The organism is Methylobacillus sp. DLP286 (assembly GCF_056636515.1).
This window is the reverse complement of sequence record NZ_CM153145.1, coordinates 18,587-40,817: the sequence shown is the minus strand read 5'-3', so window position 1 is coordinate 40,817 and position 22,231 is coordinate 18,587. Positions and strand designations below refer to the sequence as shown.

23 protein-coding genes are annotated in these 22,231 nt (G+C 58.0%); 12 read left to right on the top strand and 11 right to left on the bottom strand.

Features of this window, described 5'->3' with window-relative positions; all coding sequences use genetic code 11:
- Positions 1–218: 218 nt before the first annotated feature.
- Together ACWXTG_RS00225 and ACWXTG_RS00220 are read right to left on the bottom strand one after the other, a co-directional pair.
- Positions 219–1,040, bottom strand: a complete 822-nt coding sequence (locus ACWXTG_RS00225) for a PEP-CTERM sorting domain-containing protein (protein ID WP_480220314.1) — start codon at positions 1,038–1,040, stop codon at positions 219–221.
- A gap of 61 nt (positions 1,041–1,101) precedes the next feature.
- Positions 1,102–1,863: a PEP-CTERM sorting domain-containing protein gene (locus ACWXTG_RS00220; protein WP_407995790.1), complete on the bottom strand. Its 762-nt coding sequence runs from the start codon at positions 1,861–1,863 to the stop codon at positions 1,102–1,104.
- Between the two features lie 156 nt (positions 1,864–2,019).
- On the opposite strand from ACWXTG_RS00220, the gene ACWXTG_RS00215 reads away from it, so the two are divergent.
- From ACWXTG_RS00215 to rpoH, 7 genes are all read left to right on the top strand, one after another.
- Positions 2,020–4,215: a TonB-dependent receptor gene (locus tag ACWXTG_RS00215; protein WP_480220313.1), complete on the top strand. Its 2,196-nt coding sequence runs from the start codon at positions 2,020–2,022 to the stop codon at positions 4,213–4,215.
- A gap of 81 nt (positions 4,216–4,296) precedes the next feature.
- A complete protein-coding gene (locus ACWXTG_RS00210; RefSeq protein ID WP_480220312.1) occupies positions 4,297–5,043 on the top strand; it encodes a ZIP family metal transporter in 747 nt (248 codons plus the stop codon).
- Between the two features lie 38 nt (positions 5,044–5,081).
- On the top strand, positions 5,082–5,612 hold the full coding sequence (locus ACWXTG_RS00205; RefSeq protein WP_309564642.1) for a DUF2796 domain-containing protein: 531 nt from the start codon (positions 5,082–5,084) through the stop codon (positions 5,610–5,612).
- A gap of 2 nt (positions 5,613–5,614) precedes the next feature.
- A complete protein-coding gene (locus ACWXTG_RS00200) occupies positions 5,615–6,313 on the top strand; it encodes an ATP-binding cassette domain-containing protein (protein WP_309564641.1) in 699 nt (232 codons plus the stop codon).
- A complete protein-coding gene (locus ACWXTG_RS00195) occupies positions 6,310–7,584 on the top strand; it encodes an ABC transporter permease (protein ID WP_480220311.1) in 1,275 nt (424 codons plus the stop codon). Before ACWXTG_RS00200 ends, ACWXTG_RS00195 begins: the two co-directional genes overlap by 4 nt.
- A gap of 34 nt (positions 7,585–7,618) precedes the next feature.
- Positions 7,619–8,233 carry a DUF3299 domain-containing protein gene (locus ACWXTG_RS00190; protein WP_480220310.1) on the top strand — a complete coding sequence of 205 codons (615 nt, stop codon included), beginning with the start codon at positions 7,619–7,621 and terminating at the stop codon, positions 8,231–8,233.
- Between the two features lie 159 nt (positions 8,234–8,392).
- Positions 8,393–9,250 carry an RNA polymerase sigma factor RpoH gene (gene rpoH, locus ACWXTG_RS00185; protein ID WP_309565117.1) on the top strand — a complete coding sequence of 286 codons (858 nt, stop codon included), beginning with the start codon at positions 8,393–8,395 and terminating at the stop codon, positions 9,248–9,250.
- A gap of 61 nt (positions 9,251–9,311) precedes the next feature.
- Here the strand turns inward: rpoH and ACWXTG_RS00180 are convergent, their stop codons facing one another.
- From ACWXTG_RS00180 to ACWXTG_RS00170, 3 genes are read right to left on the bottom strand one after another with little or no spacing between them, the layout of a single operon-like run.
- A complete protein-coding gene (locus ACWXTG_RS00180; RefSeq protein ID WP_309564638.1) occupies positions 9,312–9,446 on the bottom strand; it encodes a hypothetical protein in 135 nt (44 codons plus the stop codon).
- A gap of 17 nt (positions 9,447–9,463) precedes the next feature.
- On the bottom strand, positions 9,464–9,670 hold the full coding sequence (gene ccoS / locus ACWXTG_RS00175) for a cbb3-type cytochrome oxidase assembly protein CcoS (RefSeq protein ID WP_309564637.1): 207 nt from the start codon (positions 9,668–9,670) through the stop codon (positions 9,464–9,466).
- Positions 9,667–11,628 (bottom strand): dynamin family protein, encoded by a 1,962-nt coding sequence (locus ACWXTG_RS00170; RefSeq protein ID WP_309564636.1) that lies wholly within the window; start codon positions 11,626–11,628, stop codon positions 9,667–9,669. Before ACWXTG_RS00170 ends, ccoS begins: the two co-directional genes overlap by 4 nt.
- Positions 11,629–11,820: 192 nt before the next feature.
- Here ACWXTG_RS00170 and ACWXTG_RS00165 point away from each other — a divergent pair, with 192 nt between their 5' ends.
- The 5 genes from ACWXTG_RS00165 (at position 11,821) to ACWXTG_RS00145 (ending at position 16,752) form a co-directional block, all read left to right on the top strand.
- Entirely contained in the window at positions 11,821–12,195 is a 375-nt protein-coding gene (locus ACWXTG_RS00165) for a gamma-butyrobetaine hydroxylase family protein (protein WP_480220309.1), read from the top strand.
- Between the two features lie 15 nt (positions 12,196–12,210).
- Entirely contained in the window at positions 12,211–12,951 is a 741-nt protein-coding gene (gene ubiE, locus ACWXTG_RS00160) for a bifunctional demethylmenaquinone methyltransferase/2-methoxy-6-polyprenyl-1,4-benzoquinol methylase UbiE (protein WP_480220308.1), read from the top strand.
- Positions 12,952–12,985: 34 nt separating this feature from the next.
- The gene (locus tag ACWXTG_RS00155) at positions 12,986–13,573 is read left to right on the top strand and encodes a ubiquinone biosynthesis accessory factor UbiJ (RefSeq protein ID WP_480220307.1); all 588 of its coding nucleotides are present in this window, start codon (positions 12,986–12,988) and stop codon (positions 13,571–13,573) included.
- A gap of 11 nt (positions 13,574–13,584) precedes the next feature.
- Complete coding sequence (ubiB, locus tag ACWXTG_RS00150; protein WP_480220306.1) at positions 13,585–15,129, top strand: ubiquinone biosynthesis regulatory protein kinase UbiB; 1,545 nt, start codon at positions 13,585–13,587, stop codon at positions 15,127–15,129.
- A 141-nt stretch (positions 15,130–15,270) separates the two neighbouring features.
- Positions 15,271–16,752: a high affinity choline transporter 1 gene (locus ACWXTG_RS00145; RefSeq protein ID WP_480220305.1), complete on the top strand. Its 1,482-nt coding sequence runs from the start codon at positions 15,271–15,273 to the stop codon at positions 16,750–16,752.
- Positions 16,753–16,823: 71 nt separating this feature from the next.
- Here the strand turns inward: ACWXTG_RS00145 and ACWXTG_RS00140 are convergent, their stop codons facing one another.
- From ACWXTG_RS00140 to ACWXTG_RS00115, 6 genes are read right to left on the bottom strand one after another with little or no spacing between them, the layout of a single operon-like run.
- Positions 16,824–17,804 carry a vWA domain-containing protein gene (locus tag ACWXTG_RS00140; protein WP_309564630.1) on the bottom strand — a complete coding sequence of 327 codons (981 nt, stop codon included), beginning with the start codon at positions 17,802–17,804 and terminating at the stop codon, positions 16,824–16,826.
- On the bottom strand, positions 17,801–18,337 hold the full coding sequence (locus ACWXTG_RS00135; protein ID WP_407995778.1) for a hypothetical protein: 537 nt from the start codon (positions 18,335–18,337) through the stop codon (positions 17,801–17,803). Before ACWXTG_RS00135 ends, ACWXTG_RS00140 begins: the two co-directional genes overlap by 4 nt.
- Positions 18,322–19,302, bottom strand: a complete 981-nt coding sequence (locus ACWXTG_RS00130) for a vWA domain-containing protein (protein ID WP_407995777.1) — start codon at positions 19,300–19,302, stop codon at positions 18,322–18,324. The genes ACWXTG_RS00135 and ACWXTG_RS00130 overlap by 16 nt, the downstream gene beginning before the upstream one ends.
- Positions 19,299–20,204: a nonribosomal peptide synthetase MxaA gene (locus tag ACWXTG_RS00125; RefSeq protein WP_480220304.1), complete on the bottom strand. Its 906-nt coding sequence runs from the start codon at positions 20,202–20,204 to the stop codon at positions 19,299–19,301. The genes ACWXTG_RS00130 and ACWXTG_RS00125 overlap by 4 nt, the downstream gene beginning before the upstream one ends.
- Entirely contained in the window at positions 20,201–21,064 is an 864-nt protein-coding gene (locus ACWXTG_RS00120; protein ID WP_480220303.1) for a DUF58 domain-containing protein, read from the bottom strand. Before ACWXTG_RS00120 ends, ACWXTG_RS00125 begins: the two co-directional genes overlap by 4 nt.
- Positions 21,065–21,080: 16 nt before the next feature.
- Positions 21,081–22,112: an AAA family ATPase gene (locus tag ACWXTG_RS00115; RefSeq protein ID WP_480220302.1), complete on the bottom strand. Its 1,032-nt coding sequence runs from the start codon at positions 22,110–22,112 to the stop codon at positions 21,081–21,083.
- Between the last annotated feature and the right edge of the window lie 119 nt (positions 22,113–22,231).

Below are 22,231 nucleotides of genomic sequence, written 5' to 3'. Positions count from 1 at the left end.
CCTACAAATTTATTGTGGCAGATGCTGAAGACGATGCGGCCTATACTATGTCTGAAGATGGGGTAAAGGAGCGGCCTGGAAAGCTAGGCAAGTGAACGAACGTAAGGAGAGATTTTGCTCGATCTGGCGCAGCAAAATACCAGATAAAATAGGACGAAGCATTCAGCACGAACACCCACACCTTTGAAATCAGGCGTGGGTTTTAATACACAAACCAGCTATCGCTTTGCTTTCAACCGCCAGCCGATCATCAGCATTAAGCCAACCAATAGCATCGCCCAAGTATCGGCCTCAGGCACTGCCGCCGCAATGCGCAGGTTGAAGGCTTCATCATATTGCGCCTGGGTAATGCCGGCAGACTTGAACAATACATGGAAAGGGTCCGAGTCTATGTATTTCTGCTCGCCGTTTTCCATGGCCGGCGACCATATCTGCAGCGTCAGAAGGTAAGCCCCTGCCGGTGCGGAACTGGATAGCGCCCAATCCAGATGAGAATGGAAAGTCCCATCGCGACTAGCTGCATCGATCGCAGCCGTTTGCGGCCCACTGATGCCGTCGGCACTGTAAACAGTGCCTCCTGCATAGTAGTTGTACTGTGCCGCATAAGTGGGATTACGTGGGTTCAACATGTAATTGACAAAAACATCTGCTGGAATGGCACCATAAAGCGTCACCGTTGCGCCGCTGGCAGCATCGCCCCAGAGCCCGATGCTCGGATCCCAGTATGAAAGGGTTCCGAGCGCCCTGAAATGCACCTCTTCACCATACTTAAAAGTATTGGCAAAGGATTGGAACCCCGGATCGTCAGTCAGTCGTGGCCCGCCTTCCAGATCGTCAAAATATCCCGGGAAAATCTTGTAACCGGTTTGGGTATCGACAGGTAATTTGCCCGCTAGGTCGAAATCACCATAAAAATCGATGTCGATTTTGCTGCCGGCAACCGGACCGTTGCTGGTATCGACCCGCACATCATAATGCACAGCCTGGGCAAAGGTGGCATAGCCCAACATGGCGAGTGCCAATATAGAAGATTTGATCATTGCTTACTCCCCAATCATGACTTAAAGAAAAGCACCCCTGGGGGTGCTTTTCTCAAAGGATTCAAGCCTGTTGACGACGACGCAATTGCCAACCCATCAAGCCCAGACCGGCGAGGAACATGGCATAAGTGCTTGGCTCCGGCACCGCTACAACCAGATTGTCTTGCAGGTCGTGGAGCGCATGGTGGGCATCGCTGGCGCTCAAGCCGTTGTTAAGCACGAGATAGAAGGGATTGGAAGATAGATAGCCGTTATCGGAAAGCACCAACTGGTTGCCTTGCAACTCGAGCTCAACCAATTGCAGGGTAATGAAGTAAATGCCATCAGTTGGAGAACCTGAAGCTGAACTGATACTAAAGTCGAGATGAGAGTGAATCTTGCCTGAGGAACCGGCTTGGCCAATCAGGCCAAAAGTATCACCATTGATACCATTCACATCCCATGTGGTGGTTTCGCCATAGGCACCTGCAACGCTGATGCTTTCACCATTGTTGACCACATTGGTCCAAACATCGCCAGTCCAAGACCACAAGTTGCCAATGGCCTGATAACCGATGATGGTATCAGGGGCAAAGCTATTGGTTGGACTATCGAAGCCAGGATTGCTTGTCGCGTAAGGACCGCGGGCAAAATCGCGGAAATCGCCCTCGAAAATGGCATAGCCGGTGCCTTCCTGATAGTGCAGCCCTGAGTCAGCGCTACCCACCTCGAACTGGCCATTGTTCAGTGTCACGATGATATCACCTGCATGCAGGTCCTCTGCAAATACAGCCCCGCTGAACAAGCTCGCGCTTACAAACATAGTTGCGATCAAATGACGCATGGCATTACTCCCTTTATAAACAAGAAGATATAAATTCCCATCCAGATACACTATCTGAACCGTAATCCATGATATACAACACTGTTGCATAATGCAACTTAGTAGCATTACAATGATTGCAATCATGAAAACTTCAGATAATTTATTGGTTTAGATGTGCGTCCCCCTGTCGACCCCTCACGCTCCTGCCGCCTTGCCGCACTGATTTCCCTGGCTTTTCCCGGCGCTTTTCTATCGGTACTGGCATTCGCGGCAGAAAAGGCAAGCGAAGAAGGCCCTTCCATTGTGCTGGACGCCATTGAAGTACAGGCTGCGCCGGAAGAACTGACCAACTCGCTGGATCCGTCTAGCACGCTTTCCGGCAAGGAGCTGATGCTGAAAAGCGCGGCGACGCTGGGGGCCACCCTGCAGGACGAACTGGGCGTGGCCAACGCCACATTCGGCCCGAACGTGGGCCTGCCGCTGATCCGCGGGCAGCATGGCTCGCGCACCCGGGTCATGGTCAACGGCGTAGGCACGCATGACGCCTCCGCCATGAGCCCGGACCACGGCACCACGGTGGAATCCCTGTTGGCAAAGGAGATCAAGGTATTGCGCGGCCCGGCCACAATACGCAATGGCGGCGGCGCCATCGGCGGCGCGGTGGAAATCACGGATGGCCGCATTCCCGAGCGCTTGCCGGCCAAGACCAAGGTCACTACGCAGTTGCGCTTCAATACCAACCATGACGAGCGCATCATGGCGACCGAACTGCTCACCAAGGCAGGCCAGGTGGCTTTCCATGCCGATGTGCACGGGCGGGAGAGCAACGATATTCACGTGCCAGGCATGGCCATTGATGAAGCTGCACTCGCCTATATGTGGATGGAACCTCCAGGCGACAAAAATACTCATGGATACACAGGCAATACCAATGCCCGCAGCAAGGGGGGCAGTGTCGGCGCCAGTATCTTTGGCGAGATGGGCTACATGGGCGTTTCGCTCAGCCACTATGCCAACAACTATGGCATCCCCATGGGCCTCCCTCATAGCCACCCCGGCGCTCCGGTTGTCGATGCGGAACGCGTACGCATCGACATGGAGCAGGAGCGCATCGATCTCAAAGGCGAGTTATTTTTGCCATATGAGTGGCTGGAAAGCATTGCGTTGCGCATTGGCAAATCCAATTACCATCACGACGAACTCAGCAATGGCATTGCACAGACCCGCTTCAGCAACGATGTGGTTGAACACCGGCTGGAATTCAACCACCGGCTGTTTCCCAACCTTTCCGGCACCTTGGGCTTCCATGGCATCAATCGCGATTTTGCTGCCTTGGGCATAGAGGCATTCGTACCCGAATCCAAAATAGATACAAAAGGCTTTTACTTAATTGAAACGCTCGATTTCAATCCCTGGCAATTGGAGTTTGGTTTTCGCAAAGAGAAAAGTAAGGTTAATGCCAATGCGCAGCCTATTCATATTGGTATCTTTCCAGGGGTTATTCCTGCAGCAAAGAAAGATTTTAGCCCTGAAAACTATACACTGGCATTGAAGCGTACTTACAAAACCGGCAGCATCACTATCAACCGGTGGATCGCCAGACGGGCGCCTGATATTCAGGAGCTTGCGGCATTTGGGCCGCATCTGGCGACTAAAACATATGATGTGGGTAACAGAGATTTAGAAACAGAAACCCTGAATGGCTGGGATATCCGCCTGCAGCAAAAACTCGGTAAGTTGGATGCCAACCTCAACCTGTTCAAATACTCTGCTGAAAATTATATTTATCAACAGAATGTTGGGTTTATGATTCTGAGTGAGAGTAGTGGATTCTACTATCCGAAACCAGGGTCAGCAAATTGTGGTGGCTCTTGCATGTTTAATATGCGATACGAACAGCAGGATGCGCGCTTTTACGGTTACGAGGCTGAAGTTGGCTTACCCCTGCAGATCCCCGGCATGCGCAAATTCCGCGCCAGCGTGTTTGCCGATGAGGTGCGCGGCATGCTGGACGACAACACCCACGTGCCGCGCCTCACGCCAGCCCGCCATGGCTTGCTGATACAGGCAGGCATAGGGAAATGGGATGGCGATATCCGCCTGACCCATGTTCGCGCACAAACGCGCACTGGCACGATGCCAACAGGCGAAGGCGACGAAATGATGCCGGAACCCGGTACCGACAGTTACAACAAGGTCGATATCGCGCTACGCCGTAGTATTGAAGTATCCAACTGGTTCACCGGCGACCTGTTCATCAACATGCGCAACATCACCAATGCGGAAATCCGCAACAGCACCTCGTTCCTGCGCTATTACACGCCGGAACTGGGCCGCAATATCGAGATCGGCATGCGGATCGACCTTTGACGGCCTGCCCAAAACATCGCACGAACCAAGGCAACGAACTCTCAATCTCATTCTCTACACTTTAATCAGCTCCGTCACTCAATGCTTCTGCTCTCCATCTTCATTGCCACGCTATTGGGTGGCGTCGTTTCAGTCCTGATTTCATCTATCGTCTCGCTCACCGTCCTGGCTCGGGTCGCGGACAAGATGGTGGCATTCGCCGTCGGGATATTGCTGGCCTTTGCCTTGACCGACATCTTGCCCGAGGCGATCGAATCGGGCTTATCGCCCGATGATGCCGGCTGGATATTGATGGCTGGCATCTTGGCGTTCTTCTTGCTGGAAAAAATGGCATTATGGCGACACGACCATCAGCATGCGCATGGCGCGGTCATCCTTGATCAAACGGTGTCCATGATCGTGATCGGGGACGGATTGCACAACTTTGTCGATGGCATGCTGATCGCCGCCGCGTTTTTGACAGATCCCGCGTTGGGCTGGACGATGGCGGTGACGGTCATGATGCATGAGATACCGCAGGAAGTATCGGATTTCATGGTATTGCTGAATGCCGGCCTGTCAAAAAGCCGTGCCCTATTGCTCAATGCCTTTTCGGGTGCGGCCATGGTGCTGGGCGGCTTTCTCGGCTGGCTGTCATTGGGTACCATGCAAACCGCAATTCCTGTGATGTTAGTCATCGCGGCATCGAGCTTTGTTTATATCGCCGTCGCGGACCTGGTGCCGGAATTGCAGCGTAAACGCTCATTGAAGGATGGCGCAGTCCAGGTTGCATTGATACTCGGCGGGGTTGCCGTGTCGTTGGCAGCCCAGCATCTTCACCACCACTAACCACGGCATTGGCGTGGACAGGATCAAGAAGGAGCCCTATGCATTCATACTCCAGATTATTCATATATGGCGTCGGCAGCCTGTTGCTCATCACAACGCCTGCGCACGCGCACGAGCAGCATGCACATGTACACGGCGCCGCCAAATTGAACATCGCCATTGAGGGCAAGTCATTGATTCTTGCACTGGAAAGCCCTATGGAAAGCTTGCTGGGCTTTGAACATGCCCCCCGCAACCCTCAAGAGCAGGCAGCGGTGGATGCGTTAAAAAAACAGCTTTCCAAGCCTGCCCAGTTGTTCGAGTTGCCGGCCAAGGCAGAATGCGAAAGCACTGCAATCGACCTGGAGTCCCCGTTGTTCGAACATGATATCCACCAGCATGACAGCCATCATGCCGACCTGGATGCCGAGTTTGCCTATGAATGCAAACAGCCAGGCCAATTGAAAAGGCTGAGCGTGCAGTTGTTCGAGCGGTTTCCCCACCTGCACAAGATCGACGTCCAGATCGTGGCCGGGCAAATCCAGAAAATTACCAGACTCACCCCAGGGCAAAACCAGGTCGCATGGTAGGCATGATTTCTCCGGTCATCGAGATCGAGAACCTGCAATTTGAATGGTCGCCAGGGCAACCTTGCCTGGATATCCCGTCCCTGATCATCGCGCCGGGGGAGCATATTTTCCTGCACGGGCCAAGCGGCGGCGGTAAAAGCACGCTCTTGGGTTTGCTCGGCGGGGTGCATCTCCCTCAAGCTGGCACCGTCACCATCCTCGGCCAACGGCTGGACGCGCTGAACGGCGCTGGACGGGACCGTTTCCGCGCCGACCATATCGGCTTCCTGTTCCAGCAATTCAACCTGATTCCCTATCTCTCGGTGCTGGACAACGTCTTGCTGCCCTGCCGCTTTTCGCCATACCGGCGCAACAACATTGCTGGCGACGTGGTTCAGGAAGCGCAGCGCCTGCTTGCGGCGCTCCGTATCGATGCCGCGCTCTGGTCCCGCAAGGTCACGGCCTTGAGCATAGGGCAGCAGCAGCGCGTCGCCGCAGCCAGGGCATTGATCGGCAGGCCGGAAATCATCATCGCCGACGAACCCACTTCCGCGCTCGACGCGGAGCATCAAGTGGCATTCATTGACCTGCTGATGCAGGAATGCCTTGCCTCTGCCACCGCCCTCATATTCGTCAGCCACGACCACCGGCTGGCCGCCAGCTTCAACCGCAGCATTGCGCTCGCCGAACTCAATCGCGTTGCCACGCAGGTGACGGCATGAATATGCGATACCTGCTGAAACTGGCGCTGCACAGCGCCTGGAACCGCAAGCTGACGCTGGGCATGACCGTGATGGCAATTGCCCTGAGCGTTACTCTGCTGCTCGGGGTCGAGCGCCTGTGCGATCAGGCGCACCAGGGGTTTGGCCTGTCCGTGTCCGGCACCGACCTGGTAGTGGGCGCGCGTACCAGCCCGGTACAGCTCATGCTGTATTCGGTGTTTCGCATCGGCGAGGCCACCAACAACATCAGCTGGGCCAGCTACGAGAAACTGAAACAGCATCCCATGGTGGCCTGGAGCATACCCATTTCGCTGGGTGATTCGCATCTCGGCTTCGCCGTGCTGGGCACCAATCAGGATTATTTCAGGCATTACCGTTACGGCGACCACCTGGCCCTGAAGTTTGCCTCGGGCAAGCCTTTCAATGCCACCTTTGACGCCGTGCTGGGCGCCGATGTCGCCAAGCAACTCGGTTACGAGGTGGGCAGCCGCATCACCCTGAGCCACGGCATGGGCAACAGCACAAACAGCCTGGCGGAGCACGGCGACAAGCCATTTGTCGTCGTCGGCATCCTCAAGCCCACAGGCACGCCGGTCGACCGTACCGTCCATGTCAGCCTGGAAGCCATCAGTGCGATCCATCTGGATTGGGTGGGGGGAGCGCGAGCCCCAGGCTTCCAGATTCCGCCGCAATACGTACAGAAATTCGACCTGCAGCCCAAGGACGTCACCGCCGTGCTGATCGGCCTGAAAAGCCGGGCCGCCGTGTTCCGCGTGCAACGGATGGTGAATGAAAGCAAGGACGAGCCTTTGCTCGCCGTCATGCCCGGCCTGGCGCTGGAACAATTGTGGCAAGTGGTCGGGGTGGCGGAGAAAAGCCTGATGGCGGTATCCGCCATCGTGGTCGTGGTGAGCCTGAGCGGTTTGGTTGCCGTCATCATGGCCGGCTTGAACGAGCGCCGCCGGGAGCTCGCCATCTTGCGGGCGGTGGGAGCCCAGCCGAGGGAAATCCTGCTGCTGTTGATGTATGAAGGGATATTCGTCATCCTGGTCAGCATCGTGACCGGCCTGCTCGCCTTGACTGCTGCCACTCTATGCGCAGCCCCAGCCATGCAAACCCATTTCGGCATCAGCATGACAACCAGCTGGCCCAGCCTGGAAGAATTTCGCCTGCTTGCCGCCGTGGCCTTGGTCGGCGTGCTGACGAGCCTGTTCCCGGCCTGGATGGCCTACAGGCTCTCGCTGGCCGACGGCCTCACGCCCAAGCTGTAACCGTACGGTAGGATCAATCAATCGGAGTAAGAGGATGAAAGCAACTTTTTGGATGCTGGGCATGATCGCCGCCATCGCCAGCCACACCCCGGCGCTGGCTGCCGACTACAAGGTGGGCGAGCGTATCGGCGAGGCCAAGGCGGTATCGAAAGCGAACCCGGCCTATAAGACCCTGGACTGGGACGACATGATGCCCGGGGACTGGGACCCGATGAAATCGCTCAAGGGCCTGGATCTGGACAAGTTGGATGACGCCGACCCGCGCGCGATCGAAGCGCTGGAACAGATGCGCAGCGCCTGGAACGACGCCCCTATCGTGCAAAAGCTGGACAAGCAGCGCGTACAGATCCCGGGATTTGTCGTCCCGCTCGACATGAACGGGACGCAGGTGCGCGAATTCCTGCTGGTGCCTTACTTCGGCGCATGCATCCATGTGCCCCCGCCGCCCAGCAACCAGGTGATCCATATCGTCCTGCCCAAGAGCCTACCCAAGGACCAACAAAAAACATTGAACCAGGCGGCGCAACAATATGGCCCAGTCTCCGTCAGCGGCTTGATGGAGACCGTCTCCAGCAATACCGCGATGGGCTTCGCTGGGTACCGCATCAAGGCCGAGCGCCTCATGCCGTATAAACTAAAAACAAACTAAGACGTCATAGGAAAGAAGGTCACTGCTGGGGAGAAGAATTGTCATCAAGCCGAAGAAATGTGGCGATGGAATATTCTTCCCTCTCAACGCGAAACTTTTCACCACTAGCACTCTCAAACAGTGAGTGCTAGAATCGTTTCCATGACGGAGGTTTCAAATATGACCAACAGCATGACATTACCTGCAATTTCATCTTTCGACAGCCTTGATCAGTACATGCGTGCCATCAAGAGCTTTCCCGTGCTCAGCGCCGAAGAGGAATTGAAGCTGGCAACCCGCCTTCAAAAGGAAAACGACCTTGAGGCTGCCAAAACCCTGGTAGTGTCCCACTTGCGCCTGGTGGCAAGCATTGCCCGCAACTATTCGGGCTACGGCCTGCCGCAGTCCGACCTGATCCAGGAAGGCAACATCGGCCTGATGAAGGCGGTGCGCCGCTTCGACCCGGAGCGCGGCGTGCGCCTGGTGTCGTTTGCCATGCATTGGATCAAGGCAGAGATCCATGAATACATCGTGCGCAACTGGCGCCTGGTGAAAGTAGCCACGACCAAGGCCCAGCGCAAGCTGTTCTTCAACCTGCGCAGCATGAAAAAAGGACAATCCGCCAGCCTGCATTCGGATGAAGTGGCGCATATTGCGCGCGAGCTGAACGTGAAGCCTGAAGAGGTGCTGGAGATGGAGGCCCGGATGTCCGGGCACGAGATTGCGCTTGAAGGCAATGCGGACGATGAGAACGAGGATGTATTCAGCCCCATCTCCTACCTGCAGGCGACCCATGCCGAGCCTTCCGAAATCCTGGAAGAGCAGGAAGTCGAGCAACTGCATACGACGGGGCTTTCAACCGCCCTGGCCAAGCTGGACGATCGTAGCCGCCGCATTGTGGAAGCCCGCTGGCTACAGGAAGGCAATAGCGCCACCCTGCATGACTTGGCCGAAGAGTTTGGCGTATCTGCCGAGCGTATCCGCCAGATCGAGCAAAAAGCCATGAAGCAAATGAAGGGCTTCCTGGCTTCTGCCTAACCTCAATGCGACACCCAAATAAAAAAGGCTGCAATTGCAGCCTTTTTTATTGACTCCGTTCTTAACCGAACAGTATCACCGACAACGCGCTCAGCCACGAAACGGCGATGAGGGCAATCGTGATAGTGAGCGGCAGATTCTCGAAAGTGAAATAGGACCTGAAACCTTCGTCCGCTTTATTGGTGGTAGTAGCCATTCAAATTCCCCAGCAAGTTATTTCTTGATTTTATTCTGATTAGCCCCAGTCTTCAAGTGGTTAAATGGAATCAGGGGGTCGTCGTCGTCCATCAGGATACGCTGCGCAGGGCCTTCCAAGTCATCATACTGACCGCTCTTGATCGCCCATAGAATCCCCACTGCGGCAAAGCCGATGAACACGAATGTCAGGCCAAGTTGCAGCAGCAGGCTGGTAAGATTCATGCCGCTTCTTCCTCTACTATCCTGTTGTCAAATATCAGCGCATTGTGCATGTGCTGGCGCAATATCTTGAGATCGGCCATCTGTGCCAGGATGTTTTTTTCGATGGCCTCCAGTTCGCCGATGCGGTCTTCCAACGTATCAGTCGCCTTGTAGATGCGCTTGATGCTCTCCAGGCGCCGGCGCAGTTGCAGCTGGTGCTCGCGCACCTGGGACTCCATCGGGGCGATCACCGCCTTCAGCCAGTTCTCGACATCATGGTTGGCGACTTCGTATACATGGATCACGCGGCTGGCCAGTGTCTCAAAAAACTTAGACGTCAATGTCATCTTTTCGTTCGTCAGCATGTTCAATGTCGTATTGAACTGCTCGCGGTACGCGCGCTCCAGCTTGCCGAGCTCCTTCTGGTAGCGCAGGGTGGAGAACGCTGGCGGCTCAGCCTTGCGCAAACCGTGGTCCTGCGCGAATTTCTCATACATGGCGTCCATCATGCGCTTGATTTCGTCGATCTGCGCTTCGGATTTCAGCAGGCGGTCGCGCAGGTCGGCAAAGAAGCCGTCCATCGCGCTGCGTATGCTCTTGGTGAAGCTGGCATTGACCATGGTGCTGCGGGTATTCGTCACCTGCACGCGCAGGGCCTCCATGCCGAGCAAGGTGAACAGCTTGTTGGTTTGCTGCGAGAACACGCTGCGCAGGGCCTGGAAGCGTTGCAGCCCCTTCTCGAAGATTTCCTTGTCCACCTTGACCTTGTTCATCATGTGCTCGATGACGTCTTCATTCTTGCCGCGCAAGCCGCGCAGCTCGTCCAATTGCTCATTGAGGCTGGACAAGCGGGCATCGAGCAGGATGTTGGAGTTCTTCACCAAGTCGTCGATTTCGCTGATGGTATTGTCGCGCACGATCTCGCGCTTGGAGGGGATCAACTCCTCGGACAACGCCCTTTCCAGGGTGGATAGCCCGCTGCGCTCCAACAGGGCATCATCCCCTGCAATCTTCGCCAGCAAACCCTTCTGGGCCGAAATCGGGAAGATCTGGCCTTGCTCCAGCCCCAGCAGCTCCGCGCTGGACGCGATCTGCTTGGCAATTTCGCGGCTGATTTCGGTCTCGTTGCGCAACTCGTCCCATAGGCCATCGATCTTGTTCAGCACCGCCAGCCTGCCCTTCTGCTTCCAGCGCGTGCCGCTGATGTACTGGCGCCAGACATCGATCTCGGACTTGGTCACGCCGGTGTCTGCGGACAGGATAAACAATACGGCATGCGCATTCGGCAGCATGTTGAGGGTCAGTTCCGGCTCGGTGCCGATGGCGTTGAGCCCCGGCGTATCGAGGATCACCAATCCCTGCTCCAGCAGGGGATGCGGGAAGTTGATGACGGCATAGCGCCAGCAGGGAATGTCCACGGTGCCGTCCGCGTTGACCGCCAAGGCATCGTCGGCGCTATTGGGGTCGAACAGGCCGTAACGCTCGGCCTCTTCCACGGATACTCGCTTGGTGCGGCTGACTTCCTTGAACACCTCCACCATGTTATCGCTGTCGCTCACGTCGAACGGCAGGACGGTCCACTCCTCGGGATAGCGCTTGTATTCGGTAGTGGTGGCGTCCGAGGTGCGGGTTTCCACCGCGAGGAGCTGCAGGGAGGTGGGCTTGGAAGGGTCGTACAGCAGTTCGGTAGGGCACATGGTGGTGCGGCCCGCGCTCGAGGGCAGCAATCGCTGGCCGTAAGCCGAGAAGAAGATGGCGTTGATCAGCTCGGACTTGCCGCGGGAAAATTCCGCCACGAACGCCACGTTGAGCTTGTCCTCGCGCAGGCGCTCCAGCAACTGCTGCAGCCGTAGGTCTATCTGTGCATCGTTGAGCTCTTGCTCGTTCAACCAGTTGCGGTAATCGCAGATTGTTTCCACCAAGGCTTTACGCCACTCGGAATATGCCTGAAAGTGACGTTCAAGCTTGTTGTCGGCCATAGCACCCCCCGATGCTTATTATTTAAGCGCTACTCTAGCATGCTTATGTAAATTCACAAATGAATCAGCCGCCTAAATCCCTTTTCTGAACCTTGCCGCCACCTATCATGCATCATCAGCGTGACGGTATTTTGAAGCGCGCGAATACATTCTGCTATCATCGCCTTTTGAGTAAATTCCGGCATTTGGCAGATGAGCGGCTTGAGCCCAGAGATTCCACGTCCCACCGATATCCGCTTGCACCAGGTTTCGCGCGCATTGGAAATCACCTTCGACAACGGCGTCAGCGGCATGCTGCCGTGCGAGTTCCTGCGAGTGTATTCCCCTTCGGCGGAAGTGCAAGGGCATGGCAACCCGGTACTGCAAACCGGCAAGCGGGAGGTGAACATCGCCGGTATAGAGCCGGTCGGCCATTACGCGGTGAAGCTGGTGTTCAGCGATGGCCACGACACCGGCCTTTACTCCTGGGATTATCTTTATGAATTGCTGCAGCGGCATGACGCGCTGTGGCAACAATACCTCGACCGGCTTGCACAAGCGGGCGCCAGCCGCGATGCAGACAATTGATTTAAGGCAAACACCATGAGCGACAACGCCAAGACGCACTTCGGCTTCCAGACTGTGGATGAACGCGAGAAAGCCCGCAAGGTCGGTGAAGTATTCCACTCCGTGGCACGCAAGTACGACCTCATGAACGACGTCATGTCCGCGGGCCTGCACCGCGCATGGAAACGCTTCACCGTCGAGGTCAGCGGCGTCAGGCCCGGCGACCGCGTGTTGGATGTGGCCGGCGGCAGCGGCGACCTGTCCCGCCTGTTCTCCAACAAGGTCGGCCCGGCAGGCCAGGTCATTCTGACCGACATCAACGCCTCGATGCTGGCCGTGGGACGCGACCGCCTGATCGACGACGGCAAGGCTGTTTCCGCGCTGCAATGCGACGCTGAGCAGCTGCCGTTCCCCGAGGAGTATTTCGACTGCGTCATCGTCGCGTTCGGCCTGCGCAACATGACGCACAAGGACAAGGCGCTGGCCGAGATGCAGCGCGTGCTCAAGCCAGGCGGCCGCCTGCTGGTGCTGGAATTCTCCCAGGTATGGAAACCGTTGGCGCCGATCTACGATGCCTACTCCTTCAAGCTGCTGCCCATCATGGGCAAGCTGTTCGCCAACGACGCGGCCAGCTATCGCTACCTGGCCGAATCCATCCGCATGCATCCCGACCAGGAAACCCTGAAGCAAATGATGCTGGATGCCGGCCTCGGCAAGGTCGACTATTACAACCTGGCAGCCGGCGTGGTCGCCCTGCACAAAGGTTGGAAAACCTGACCGCCCTTGCCTAACGCGCTGGAATCGAACCACCATGCTGAAGCCGCTCCTCACCCGCCTGCTCAACCACCTATTGGCCCAGAACAGCTGGGCTGCCGGACAGTTGCAACCCTTCGGCGGCAAGCACGCCCGCCTGATCCTGCCCCCGTTCAGCGCCACGCTGGCCGTGCTTGAGGATGGCGGCCTGGCGATCGCGGGCGAAACCGCCAATACCGACGCCACCATCACAGTGCCCCCTTCCGTGGCACTGCGTATCCTGGCTGGCGACGAATCGGCCGGCGCTGCCGCGTCCGTCTCGGGCGATACCGAGTTCGCCGCGGCTTTGGCAAGGGTATTGCAAGGCATCTCATGGGAATATGAAGAAGACTTGTGCCGGGTGATCGGCGACATTCCGGCGCATGAAGCCGTCAAGCTCGGCCGCGCCGCCGTTTCGCAGGCAAAACGCCAGACTGCGAATGTGGCCGGCATGCTGGCGGAATATTGGCAGGAGGAGCAACCGCTGATTGCCAAGAAACGCCATATTGAACAATTCGTGCGCGACGTGGATACGCTGCGCGAGGACACCGAGCGTTTGCAAAAGCGCATCGACAAGCTGAAATCCCGCCTGCAGGCGGACCACTAGAAAGAATTCCCATGCGTTGGCTGCGCCTGCTCAACATCATCTTCGTCACGCTGCGCTTCGGCTTGGACGAGTTTGTCCTCGGACACACCAGCCTGCGCCCATTGCAGCGTCCGGTGCGCATCCTCCTGTTCTGGCGCGACACGTCCCGCCCGCGCGGCGAACGGCTGCGCCTGGCGCTCGAGTCGCTGGGTCCCATCTTCGTCAAGTTCGGCCAGATGCTCTCCACGCGGCGCGACCTGATTCCGCTGGACCTCGCCGACGAGCTGGCGAAGCTGCAGGACCGGGTGCCGGCCTTTGGCTACGATGACGTTGAAGCCATCCTCAGGCAGGCCTACGGCAAGCCGGTGCTGGACGTGTTCCAGAGCTTCGACGTCGAGCCGATCGCCAGCGCCTCGGTCGCCCAGGTGCATTTCGCCCAGCTGCCCGACGGCAGGCCGGTGGCGGTCAAGATTCTGCGGCCCGGCATCAGCAAGGTCATAGAGAAGGACCTCAAGCTGCTGGATGGCGCGGCATGGCTGCTGCAGACGCTCTCCTCGGACGGCAAGCGCCTGAAGCCGCGGGAAGTGGTGGCCGAATTCGCGCGCCATATCCACAGCGAGCTCGACCTCATGCTGGAAGCAGCCAACTGCAGCCTGCTAGGCCGCAACTTTGCCGACAAGCGCCTGCTGCTGGTTCCCGAAGTTTATTGGGACTGGTGCCACGAGCAGGTGATGGTGATGGAGCGCATGAACGGCACGCCAGTCAGCCAGGTCGCCTACCTGCGCGAAATCGGCGTCGACATTCCCAAGCTTGCGCGCGACGGCGTGGAAATCTTCTTCACCCAGGTGTTCCGCGACGGCTTCTTCCATGCCGACATGCACCCGGGCAATGTGCAGGTAGCGGACGACGGCCGTTATGTCGCATTGGATTTCGGCATCATGGGCACCCTCAACGACGAGGACAAGCAATACCTGGCACGCAACTTCCTCGCATTCTTCCGCCGCGACTACCGCGAAGTGGCGCGCGCACATATCGAATCCGGCTGGGCACCCAAGGATACGCCGCTCGACGAATTCGAGACCGCGATCCGTGCCGTGTGCGAACCCATTTTCGACAAGCCGCTCAAGGAAATCTCGTTCGGCAAGGTGTTGCTGCGCCTATTCCAGACCTCGCGCCGCTTCGGCGTCGAAATCCAGCCCCAGCTCGCCATGCTGCAGAAGACTCTGCTCAACGTCGAGGGCCTGGGACGCGACCTCGACCCCAATCTCGACCTCTGGAAGACCGCGCGCCCCTACTTGGAGCGCTGGATGTCGGAACAGATAGGCTGGCGCAGCGCGCTGGACAACCTGAAAGCCGAGCTGCCCTACTGGGGCAAAATTCTTCCCCAAATGCCGCGCCTGATCCACCAGCAGCTGGAGCGCGGCCTGCAACTTCCTCCCACCAATGCCGAGCTGCAACGCATGCTTGAGGAACACCAGCGCCAGACCCGCTGGCTGCGCCTCATCACCATGGCATTGATCTTGCTCGTGCTGCTGCAAAGCACGGCTATCCTGTTCTGGTGGTTCGGCCAACACTGATACGCAGCCGGATTATTTCTGCAAACCCATTGATTTTCAGAGATAAAGCCTACTTTCAGGATAAGTTTTTGCTAAAATCTGCCTTCCTTTGAAAAGGCATCGCTTTTATCCACATCAACCTCATAGCAAAGGGCTGGTTTAGTGCTGATCTGGTTTGTCATTCTCTACGTCATGGTGTCCATCAGCATCGGCCTGTTTGCCGCCACCCGGGTCAAGACCACCAAGGATTACGCTGTAGCCGGACGCCACCTGCCCTTGCCGGTAGTGATGGCGACCGTATTCGCCACCTGGTTCGGCGCGGAAGCCGTGTTCGGCGTCTCCGCCACCTTCGTCAAGGATGGCCTCAACGGCATCGTCGCCGACCCGTTCGGCTCCAGCATGTGCCTGGTCATCGCAGGCTTCTTCTTCGCGACCAAGCTCTACAAGCTCAATATCATCACCCTGGGCGACTTCTACCGCATGCGCTACAACCGCACCGTGGAAGTGCTCACCACGATTGCCATCGTCATTTCCTACTTGGGCTGGGTTGCCGCGCAGATCAAGGCGCTAGGCCTGATCTTCCACATCATCACCGACGGCGCGGTGAGCGAGGAAGCCGGCATGATCCTCGGCACGGCCATCGTGCTCACCTACACCACGCTGGGCGGCATGCTCTCGGTCGCCATCCTGGATTTCGTGCAGATGAGCGTGATCATCGGTGGCATGCTCTATATCGCCTATATGGTCTCCGGCATGACCGGCGGCGTTGCGCCCGTCATCGAGCATGCGCGTCTGGCCGGCAAGCTGGACTTCTTTCCGCCAGCCGACCCCTGGCTCTGGGTCACCTTCATCGGCGCCTGGATGACCATGATGCTGGGCTCCATCCCTCAGCAGGACGTGTTCCAGCGCATCACCTCGGCCAAGAGCGCCAAGGTCGCCATCTGGGGCTCCGTCCTGGGCGCATCGGTCTACTTCTGCTTCACCTTCGTGCCCATGTTCATCGCCTATTCGGCCACCTTGATCGACCCAGGCTTCTTCAACACCCTGATCGACCAGGACTCGCAGCGCGTATTGCCTACGCTAGTGTTGCAACATATGCCGATCGCGGCCCAAGTGATTTTCTTCGGCGCCGTGCTGTCGGCGATCATGAGCTGCTCGTCCGCCACATTGCTCGCACCTTCCATCTCGTTCGCCGAGAACATCGTGCGCGGCTATTTCCCGCACTTGAACGACCGCGGTTTCCTCAAGATCATGCGCATCTGCCTGGTGGGCTTCGCCAGCTGCGTACTGGTCTATGCATTGAACACCGAGCTCTCCATCTTCCGCATGGTGGAATCCGCATATAAGATCACGCTCGCAGGCGCTTTCGTGCCGCTGTTCTTCGGCGTGTTCTGGAAACGCGCGACCAACCAGGGCGCATTGGCCGCCATCATCGGCGGCATCAGCACCTGGATATTGGTGGAAGTGTTGGCGGGCGAGGAAGGGCTGATCCCGCCGCAATTGCTGGGGCTGGGCGTCAGCATCATCGGCATGGTGGCGGGGTCGCTATTGCCGCAGAAGATCGCCCCCCAGCGCCGCCATGAGCAACCAAGCTACCTGCATGGCCATGCGGCGCATCCTCACGTGCCGCATAAAGGCAGTTAACAATCCTGTAGGCGTTGAGCCTTATTACTTTGTAACGCCTAGCCGGGGATGAACAACCTTCCTGATAAGACTCAGGAAGCTGCTGTATTCAACCGCTGGCGGACATACGGCCAATAGCTGGCGAGAATCAATGCCAACGCCAGCAAGAGATAGATCCAGCGCAATGAATAGGCGGTAACAAAGCTGGCGACCGGCTTCTGCTTCTGCACGAAGGTATAGAAATCGGGCTTGTCCTGGGCCAGCACGTACTGGGCATTGATCTCCTCGGCCAGTTCCTTCAGATATGCCTCTTCCAGCTTGGAAAGATAGCGGTCGTAGTCGGCAGAAGCTACCACCGGATCCGGATCGTCGCGGCTGGTATCGTTGTAGGTGACGCCGACCGCACCGGCGGAGTTCTCCTTGGCATCGGAGGACCAATAGCCCACCCATTTGTTGCTGGAGTTGTAACGCGGAATCGGCACGTCCTCGTTGCCGCCGACGCCGACGAAGACGATATTCTCGCCGATCTGCACGTCATCGAGCTTGAGCTTGTTGATCGCGTTCACCTTGGGCGCCTCGTCGCCGTCGGTGAAGAACAGCAGGCGCGCAGGCGCATTGAGCGAGTCGAAGGCCTTGGCCGCTCCCTTGACGCCAAAACTGATGCGGCTGTTGCCGCGCCAGGACATGCGCCACTCCAGGTGCTCGATCGCATCGACGATGATGTCGTAGTTGGCGCAGGTTTCCAGCGGCGTGAACAACAGCGCGACATCTTCCGCGGCAAACACGCCCAGGCTGAAGTAAGTGCCGCAGGGCGAATTCTCCACCAGCTTGCGCATGAGGTGGCGCGTGTAGGCCATGCGGCTTACCGGCTTGCCGTTGAGGCTGACGTCCTCGGCATTCATGCTTTGCGAGACATCGGCGAGCAATAGGTAGTTATGCACGCGCTGCTTGAGCTGTATTTCCGGCTTAAAGATCGCCAGCAGCAGCAACACGACCACCAACAGGTACAACCCGGACTCGTAATGATCCCTGGCCCAGCGCCAGCCATGGCGCAGCCTCAACTGCCACTTCATGGCAGGCCCACCGGAATGTTGCTGAGCTCCATGCCTTCCTGTTCCTTTTTCAACCCCTCGATGCCATTGGGCTGCACCAGCAGCATTAGGCTGAGGTTGAACTTTGCCTGCCTGAATGCGGGGTCTAGCCGCAAGGCTTGCTCATAGGCGATCTGTGCCTGAGACAAGTCGTATTTCGCCTCGTCCTTGAGGCTGCCGTCGTCATTGAGGCGGCGCTTCAAACCGGACTGCAGGAGGTTGTTGCCGATGTTGTACTGCACCAGCGCCTGCTGCGGCTGGCTCAAGCCGGTTTCGAGCAGCTGGCTGTAGCTTTGCACCGCGTGCTTGTAATCCCCGGACTCTCCCAGCTTGTAAGCCGCCATGAACTTCTGTTCGAAACCATAGCCGTCGTGAGTGACCAATGCTCCGGCCTGGATCTGCCGGTTGGCATCATGGCGCTGCATCAGCGTATTGCCTTCGTAGACGCTGCCCGCCAACCCGGCAACCGCCAGCAGTCCAAACAGCAGGTTGAGGCCTTTTATGCGGATTCCCATGCTTTTACCCTGAAATTTTTAATGACGAACATGCCCAGGCTCAACACCAGGGCCACTACAATCAAGTCGCGCGCGTAATCGCGCCCTGGCACGGTGATGGCATACTGGATCGTATTCTTCTCGCGGCTGTCGATATCCTGGATCGCCATCTGCAGCGCGACGGGATTATCCGCCTCGTAAGCCTTGTAGGTGATCTTGAGCGACTTGAAGAAACGGTCGAGCTGGATCGCCGCAGGCCCCCTGTCCTCTTCGAACACGCGGTCGCCGAATATGCTCACGTCGTCCGGTTCGCGCAACACGATCCAATAGAGCTTGACATCCTTGTCCTTGAGCTCTTCCCTGATGCGCGCCTTGACGCGGGGGCTCAACTTGCCCGCGCCGTCGGACAACAGGATGATGGCGCGCGAGCCCGAACTCTGGATGCTGTCGAACAAGCTGGCCGCCTGGGTGATGCCCGCACCGATATTGGTCTGGTTGATGCCGGCGCTGGTCGCGGCATTGATCGCGGCATGGATGGCATCGCGGTTGGCCGTGATCTTGACGCCATACAAGGCGGAATTGGTAAACGCCACCACGCCCATCATGTCGTCCGGCCTGGAGTCGATGAATTGCGTGATCAGCCGGCGTGCGGCGCCGGACTTGATTTCCCCGGCACGGCCGCTGGTGGCGTCGCCAGCGAAGGGATGATCCATGCTCACGCTGCGATCGATCACCATCACAGTCTGCGCGCCCTTGCCGACGCGGTTCACGACCTTGTCGCTGCCTTGCGGTGCTGCCAGGGCCAGCACGAGACTAGCGATGATGACGGCCGTCACCACCTTGAGCAGCAAGACGATATTGTCCGAGAATGGGTCTTCCGGCACCATCTCCAGCCAGGAGTAACGCTGCCCCTGCAGGCTCCTGAGCCAGAAAGGCGCCAGTGCGAGCGGCAACAGCAGCAAGGCCCAGGGATTGAGCAAACTCATGCGATTCCCCGTTCACAATCCCTCAGGCGGCGGCAAAGCTGCTGCAGCTCCTTGAGCAGGGCTGGGCTACCTGCGTTTTCGCCGGTGAACAGCAAAGTCTCGGAGCGCTGGAAAAAGCTGTCGATATCTTTTGCGAGCGGCTGGTACTGCGGATGCTGCGCGAAGAACTCGCCCAATTGCGGCCGGAACAAGGTGCTTCCATGCACTTGGTTGAATGCATGGTGCACGTAGCCAAGCGCCTGCGCCTGGTGCCCGGCTTGCGCAGGCGCCTTGCGCAGCTTGCGATAAGCCTGGGCGAAGCTGCCGCCCATCCACGGCAGCCAGCGACGGTCGGCATTGATATAGACCAGCCCGACTGCGCCTACCAGGAACACGGCCAACGCAAGCGCCAGCCGCTCCGGCCCGGTATCCAGCAAGGCCGGCTTGCGTTGCGGCTGCGCATTGCTGCGCGCGGTATGAATGTTGCCCGCCGTCAGCGGCGAGCTCCAGAAATGCCAGGCAGGCACATTCACCTCCGCTGGCGTATCGCCGCCGCCTAGCGCCAACGTCACGGCGGGCAAGCGCATGACGCTGGGCTTGCTTGCCGCGGCGAACACCTGGTAGCTGAGCTTGACTTCATAGCGCTGGATGCCTGCCGTCTTTTCGCCCTGCAGCGCGACGCCCACCAGCTCTATGCCGTCGACGCGCTCGCCCTTGAGAGGCAGGGATGACTTGGGCAACTCATAGGGAGGGCTGGCCTCGATCACCAGCCTGCGCTCGAGTACGTCGCCTATCATGATACCCGTCGCGATGCGCGGATTGTCCAGGCTGACCAGGACGGCTTCCGCTGCATATGTCATAGCTCCCGCGCAAAGGCCGATAGGAAGCAGGCAGATGGAAAACAAGGTCGTCAGTTTTTTCATGCTGTCAGGTATTTCTCAAAATAATGCGTCATTGCCTCGGCCTCGAACACCCCGCTGACGAAATGCGGCGGGCTCTCGAAAGCCAGGAACAGGTCTTCCAGCGCCACCCGGCGCTGTTCGAATGCGGTAATGAATTTGGCGCGGACCGACTCGCGGAAGAAAATCGTGCGGTCGCGCCCGGTCTCGGGGTCCAGCATCGTGCCCAGGCCGAAGTGCGGCAAGCGCCGGTACTCCTCTTCTTCCCACAGCACGACCGGCACCACCTGGTGACGGGAAAGCATGTTCATGGCCTGGATGATGGTGTCGAACGGCATGTGGAAATCCGATATCCAGAACACCAGCCCTTTGTTTTGGCTCAACAGGGGACCTACCTCCAGGATGCCGGTCGAGCCCCGCCCGAGCGCGTCTATGCCGGTAAAGGCATCGATGCGTTCCAGCGCTTCATGCACTTGGTAGCCAAGCGGCAGCACGTAGTCATCGAGCACATGCTGGTCGTAGCCGATCAGGCTGAATACGTCGTTCTCGGCCGATACCGAATACGCGATCGACGCGGCCACCTCCTGCACCAGTTCGATTTTGCGGCGACCGCCCTTGTATTGCATGGAGCTGGACAGGTCGCATACGGCATACACCGGCGTGATCGAGTCATGGTAGAACAGGCGCACCTGCACCTGCTCGTAGGGATCGCGCAGGCTCTGGCGCAAATCCATGCGGCGCAGGTCGGGGTAATCGATCAGCGAAGTATTGCCTTTGTACTCGAATCCCAGCCCGCGTTGCACGCCAAGGTGGTCTCCAGCGTGCACGCTGGAGGATTTCCACGGAATCTGGTAAGAGAACGGCTTGATATAGGACGGCAGCATGGTTTAAAGCATGCTCCTAAGCCGGCACAGCCACCGTTTGCAGGATTTTTGCCGTCAGCTCGCGTGCGAGCACGGTGCGGCGGCTTTCATACATGGAGTTGAACACCAGGCGGTGTGCAATCACTTCATGGAACACGGCATGGATATCCTCAGGGTAGACATACTCCCGGTCCATAAGCCAGGCATGCACGCGGGCGGCCTTGAGCAGCATGCCCATGCCGCGCGGGCTCGCACCGGCCTGGATCAGGCGCTGCATATCCACGCCTTCGAGCGTGATGCCGAAATCCTGCGGCTTTTGCGTGGCATCCCAGAGGTCGATCACGTAATCTTCCAGCGCCTGGGAAGACTGCACATGGTTCTGCACCACGTCGGAGAAGTCATTGAGCATATTGAACGGCAGCAAACCCGACTCCACGCGGCGCGTCAGCTGCTCCGCATGCTGGAAGCGCGTGTCGAACACCAGCGATTTACGCAGGGCCTTGTCTTCCGGCACATGGATCGGGATCTCCATCATGAAACGGTCACGTGCGGCGGCAGGAATCTCGAAGGTTTCGTTCTTCTCCACCTGGTTGCGGTCGGCAAACACCACCATGTGCGGCAGGCGGTATTCGCGCTTGAAGGCATGCAGATGGCGCTCCGCCATCACGCGCAGCATCAGCGCATGCACCTGCGGACGAGCGCGGTTGATCTCGTTGAAGAAGAACACCGATAGGTTCTCCCCTGCACGCAGCAAGGGCCCCTCGTCTATCTGCGGGCGGCCTTCAGGCCCGAGGAACGTATGGTAGACCAGGTCGTTGGGCATCAGGTCCACCGTGCCCTCTATCCGTTCATATGCGCCGCCAATGCCGCGCGCCACCGATTGCAGCAATGTGGTCTTGCCGACGCCGACACCGCCTTCCAGCATGACATGCCCGCGCGCGAAAATCGCGATGTTGATCAAGCGTATGGCCGCATCCTGGCCTACAATCACGCTCTTGACCTCTTCCTCGAGCCTCAAGGCGCGCATTCTCCAGTCCGCTAACTGGCCATCCGTTGCTGTACTTGCCATATCCATCCTCAACCCGCGTCAATAAATATACAGATCTGTATATTCTGAGGATTAAATTAACTTTTGGCAATGGTTTTTAGAAAAACTCCCGGCGTCCATGCCCAAAACATCTCAGCGTT

Coding starts and splice junctions, on each gene's coding strand:
- ACWXTG_RS00130 (WP_407995777.1), bottom strand. CDS start 19,302: ATGAGTTTGCTCAATCCCTGGGCCTTGCTGCTGTTGCCGCTCGCACTG.
- ACWXTG_RS00190 (WP_480220310.1), top strand. CDS start 7,619: ATGAAAGCAACTTTTTGGATGCTGGGCATGATCGCCGCCATCGCCAGC.
- ACWXTG_RS00195 (WP_480220311.1), top strand. CDS start 6,310: ATGAATATGCGATACCTGCTGAAACTGGCGCTGCACAGCGCCTGGAAC.
- ACWXTG_RS00155 (WP_480220307.1), top strand. CDS start 12,986: ATGCTGAAGCCGCTCCTCACCCGCCTGCTCAACCACCTATTGGCCCAG.
- ACWXTG_RS00120 (WP_480220303.1), bottom strand. CDS start 21,064: ATGCTGCCGTCCTATATCAAGCCGTTCTCTTACCAGATTCCGTGGAAA.
- ACWXTG_RS00170 (WP_309564636.1), bottom strand. CDS start 11,628: ATGGCCGACAACAAGCTTGAACGTCACTTTCAGGCATATTCCGAGTGG.
- ACWXTG_RS00210 (WP_480220312.1), top strand. CDS start 4,297: ATGCTTCTGCTCTCCATCTTCATTGCCACGCTATTGGGTGGCGTCGTT.
- ACWXTG_RS00140 (WP_309564630.1), bottom strand. CDS start 17,804: ATGAAGTGGCAGTTGAGGCTGCGCCATGGCTGGCGCTGGGCCAGGGAT.
- ACWXTG_RS00205 (WP_309564642.1), top strand. CDS start 5,082: ATGCATTCATACTCCAGATTATTCATATATGGCGTCGGCAGCCTGTTG.
- ACWXTG_RS00225 (WP_480220314.1), bottom strand. CDS start 1,040: ATGATCAAATCTTCTATATTGGCACTCGCCATGTTGGGCTATGCCACC.
- ccoS (WP_309564637.1), bottom strand. CDS start 9,670: ATGAATCTTACCAGCCTGCTGCTGCAACTTGGCCTGACATTCGTGTTC.
- ubiE (WP_480220308.1), top strand. CDS start 12,211: ATGAGCGACAACGCCAAGACGCACTTCGGCTTCCAGACTGTGGATGAA.
- rpoH (WP_309565117.1), top strand. CDS start 8,393: ATGACCAACAGCATGACATTACCTGCAATTTCATCTTTCGACAGCCTT.
- ACWXTG_RS00220 (WP_407995790.1), bottom strand. CDS start 1,863: ATGCGTCATTTGATCGCAACTATGTTTGTAAGCGCGAGCTTGTTCAGC.
- ACWXTG_RS00165 (WP_480220309.1), top strand. CDS start 11,821: ATGAGCGGCTTGAGCCCAGAGATTCCACGTCCCACCGATATCCGCTTG.
- ACWXTG_RS00180 (WP_309564638.1), bottom strand. CDS start 9,446: ATGGCTACTACCACCAATAAAGCGGACGAAGGTTTCAGGTCCTATTTC.
- ubiB (WP_480220306.1), top strand. CDS start 13,585: ATGCGTTGGCTGCGCCTGCTCAACATCATCTTCGTCACGCTGCGCTTC.
- ACWXTG_RS00135 (WP_407995778.1), bottom strand. CDS start 18,337: ATGGGAATCCGCATAAAAGGCCTCAACCTGCTGTTTGGACTGCTGGCG.
- ACWXTG_RS00125 (WP_480220304.1), bottom strand. CDS start 20,204: ATGAAAAAACTGACGACCTTGTTTTCCATCTGCCTGCTTCCTATCGGC.
- ACWXTG_RS00200 (WP_309564641.1), top strand. CDS start 5,615: ATGATTTCTCCGGTCATCGAGATCGAGAACCTGCAATTTGAATGGTCG.
- ACWXTG_RS00115 (WP_480220302.1), bottom strand. CDS start 22,112: ATGGCAAGTACAGCAACGGATGGCCAGTTAGCGGACTGGAGAATGCGC.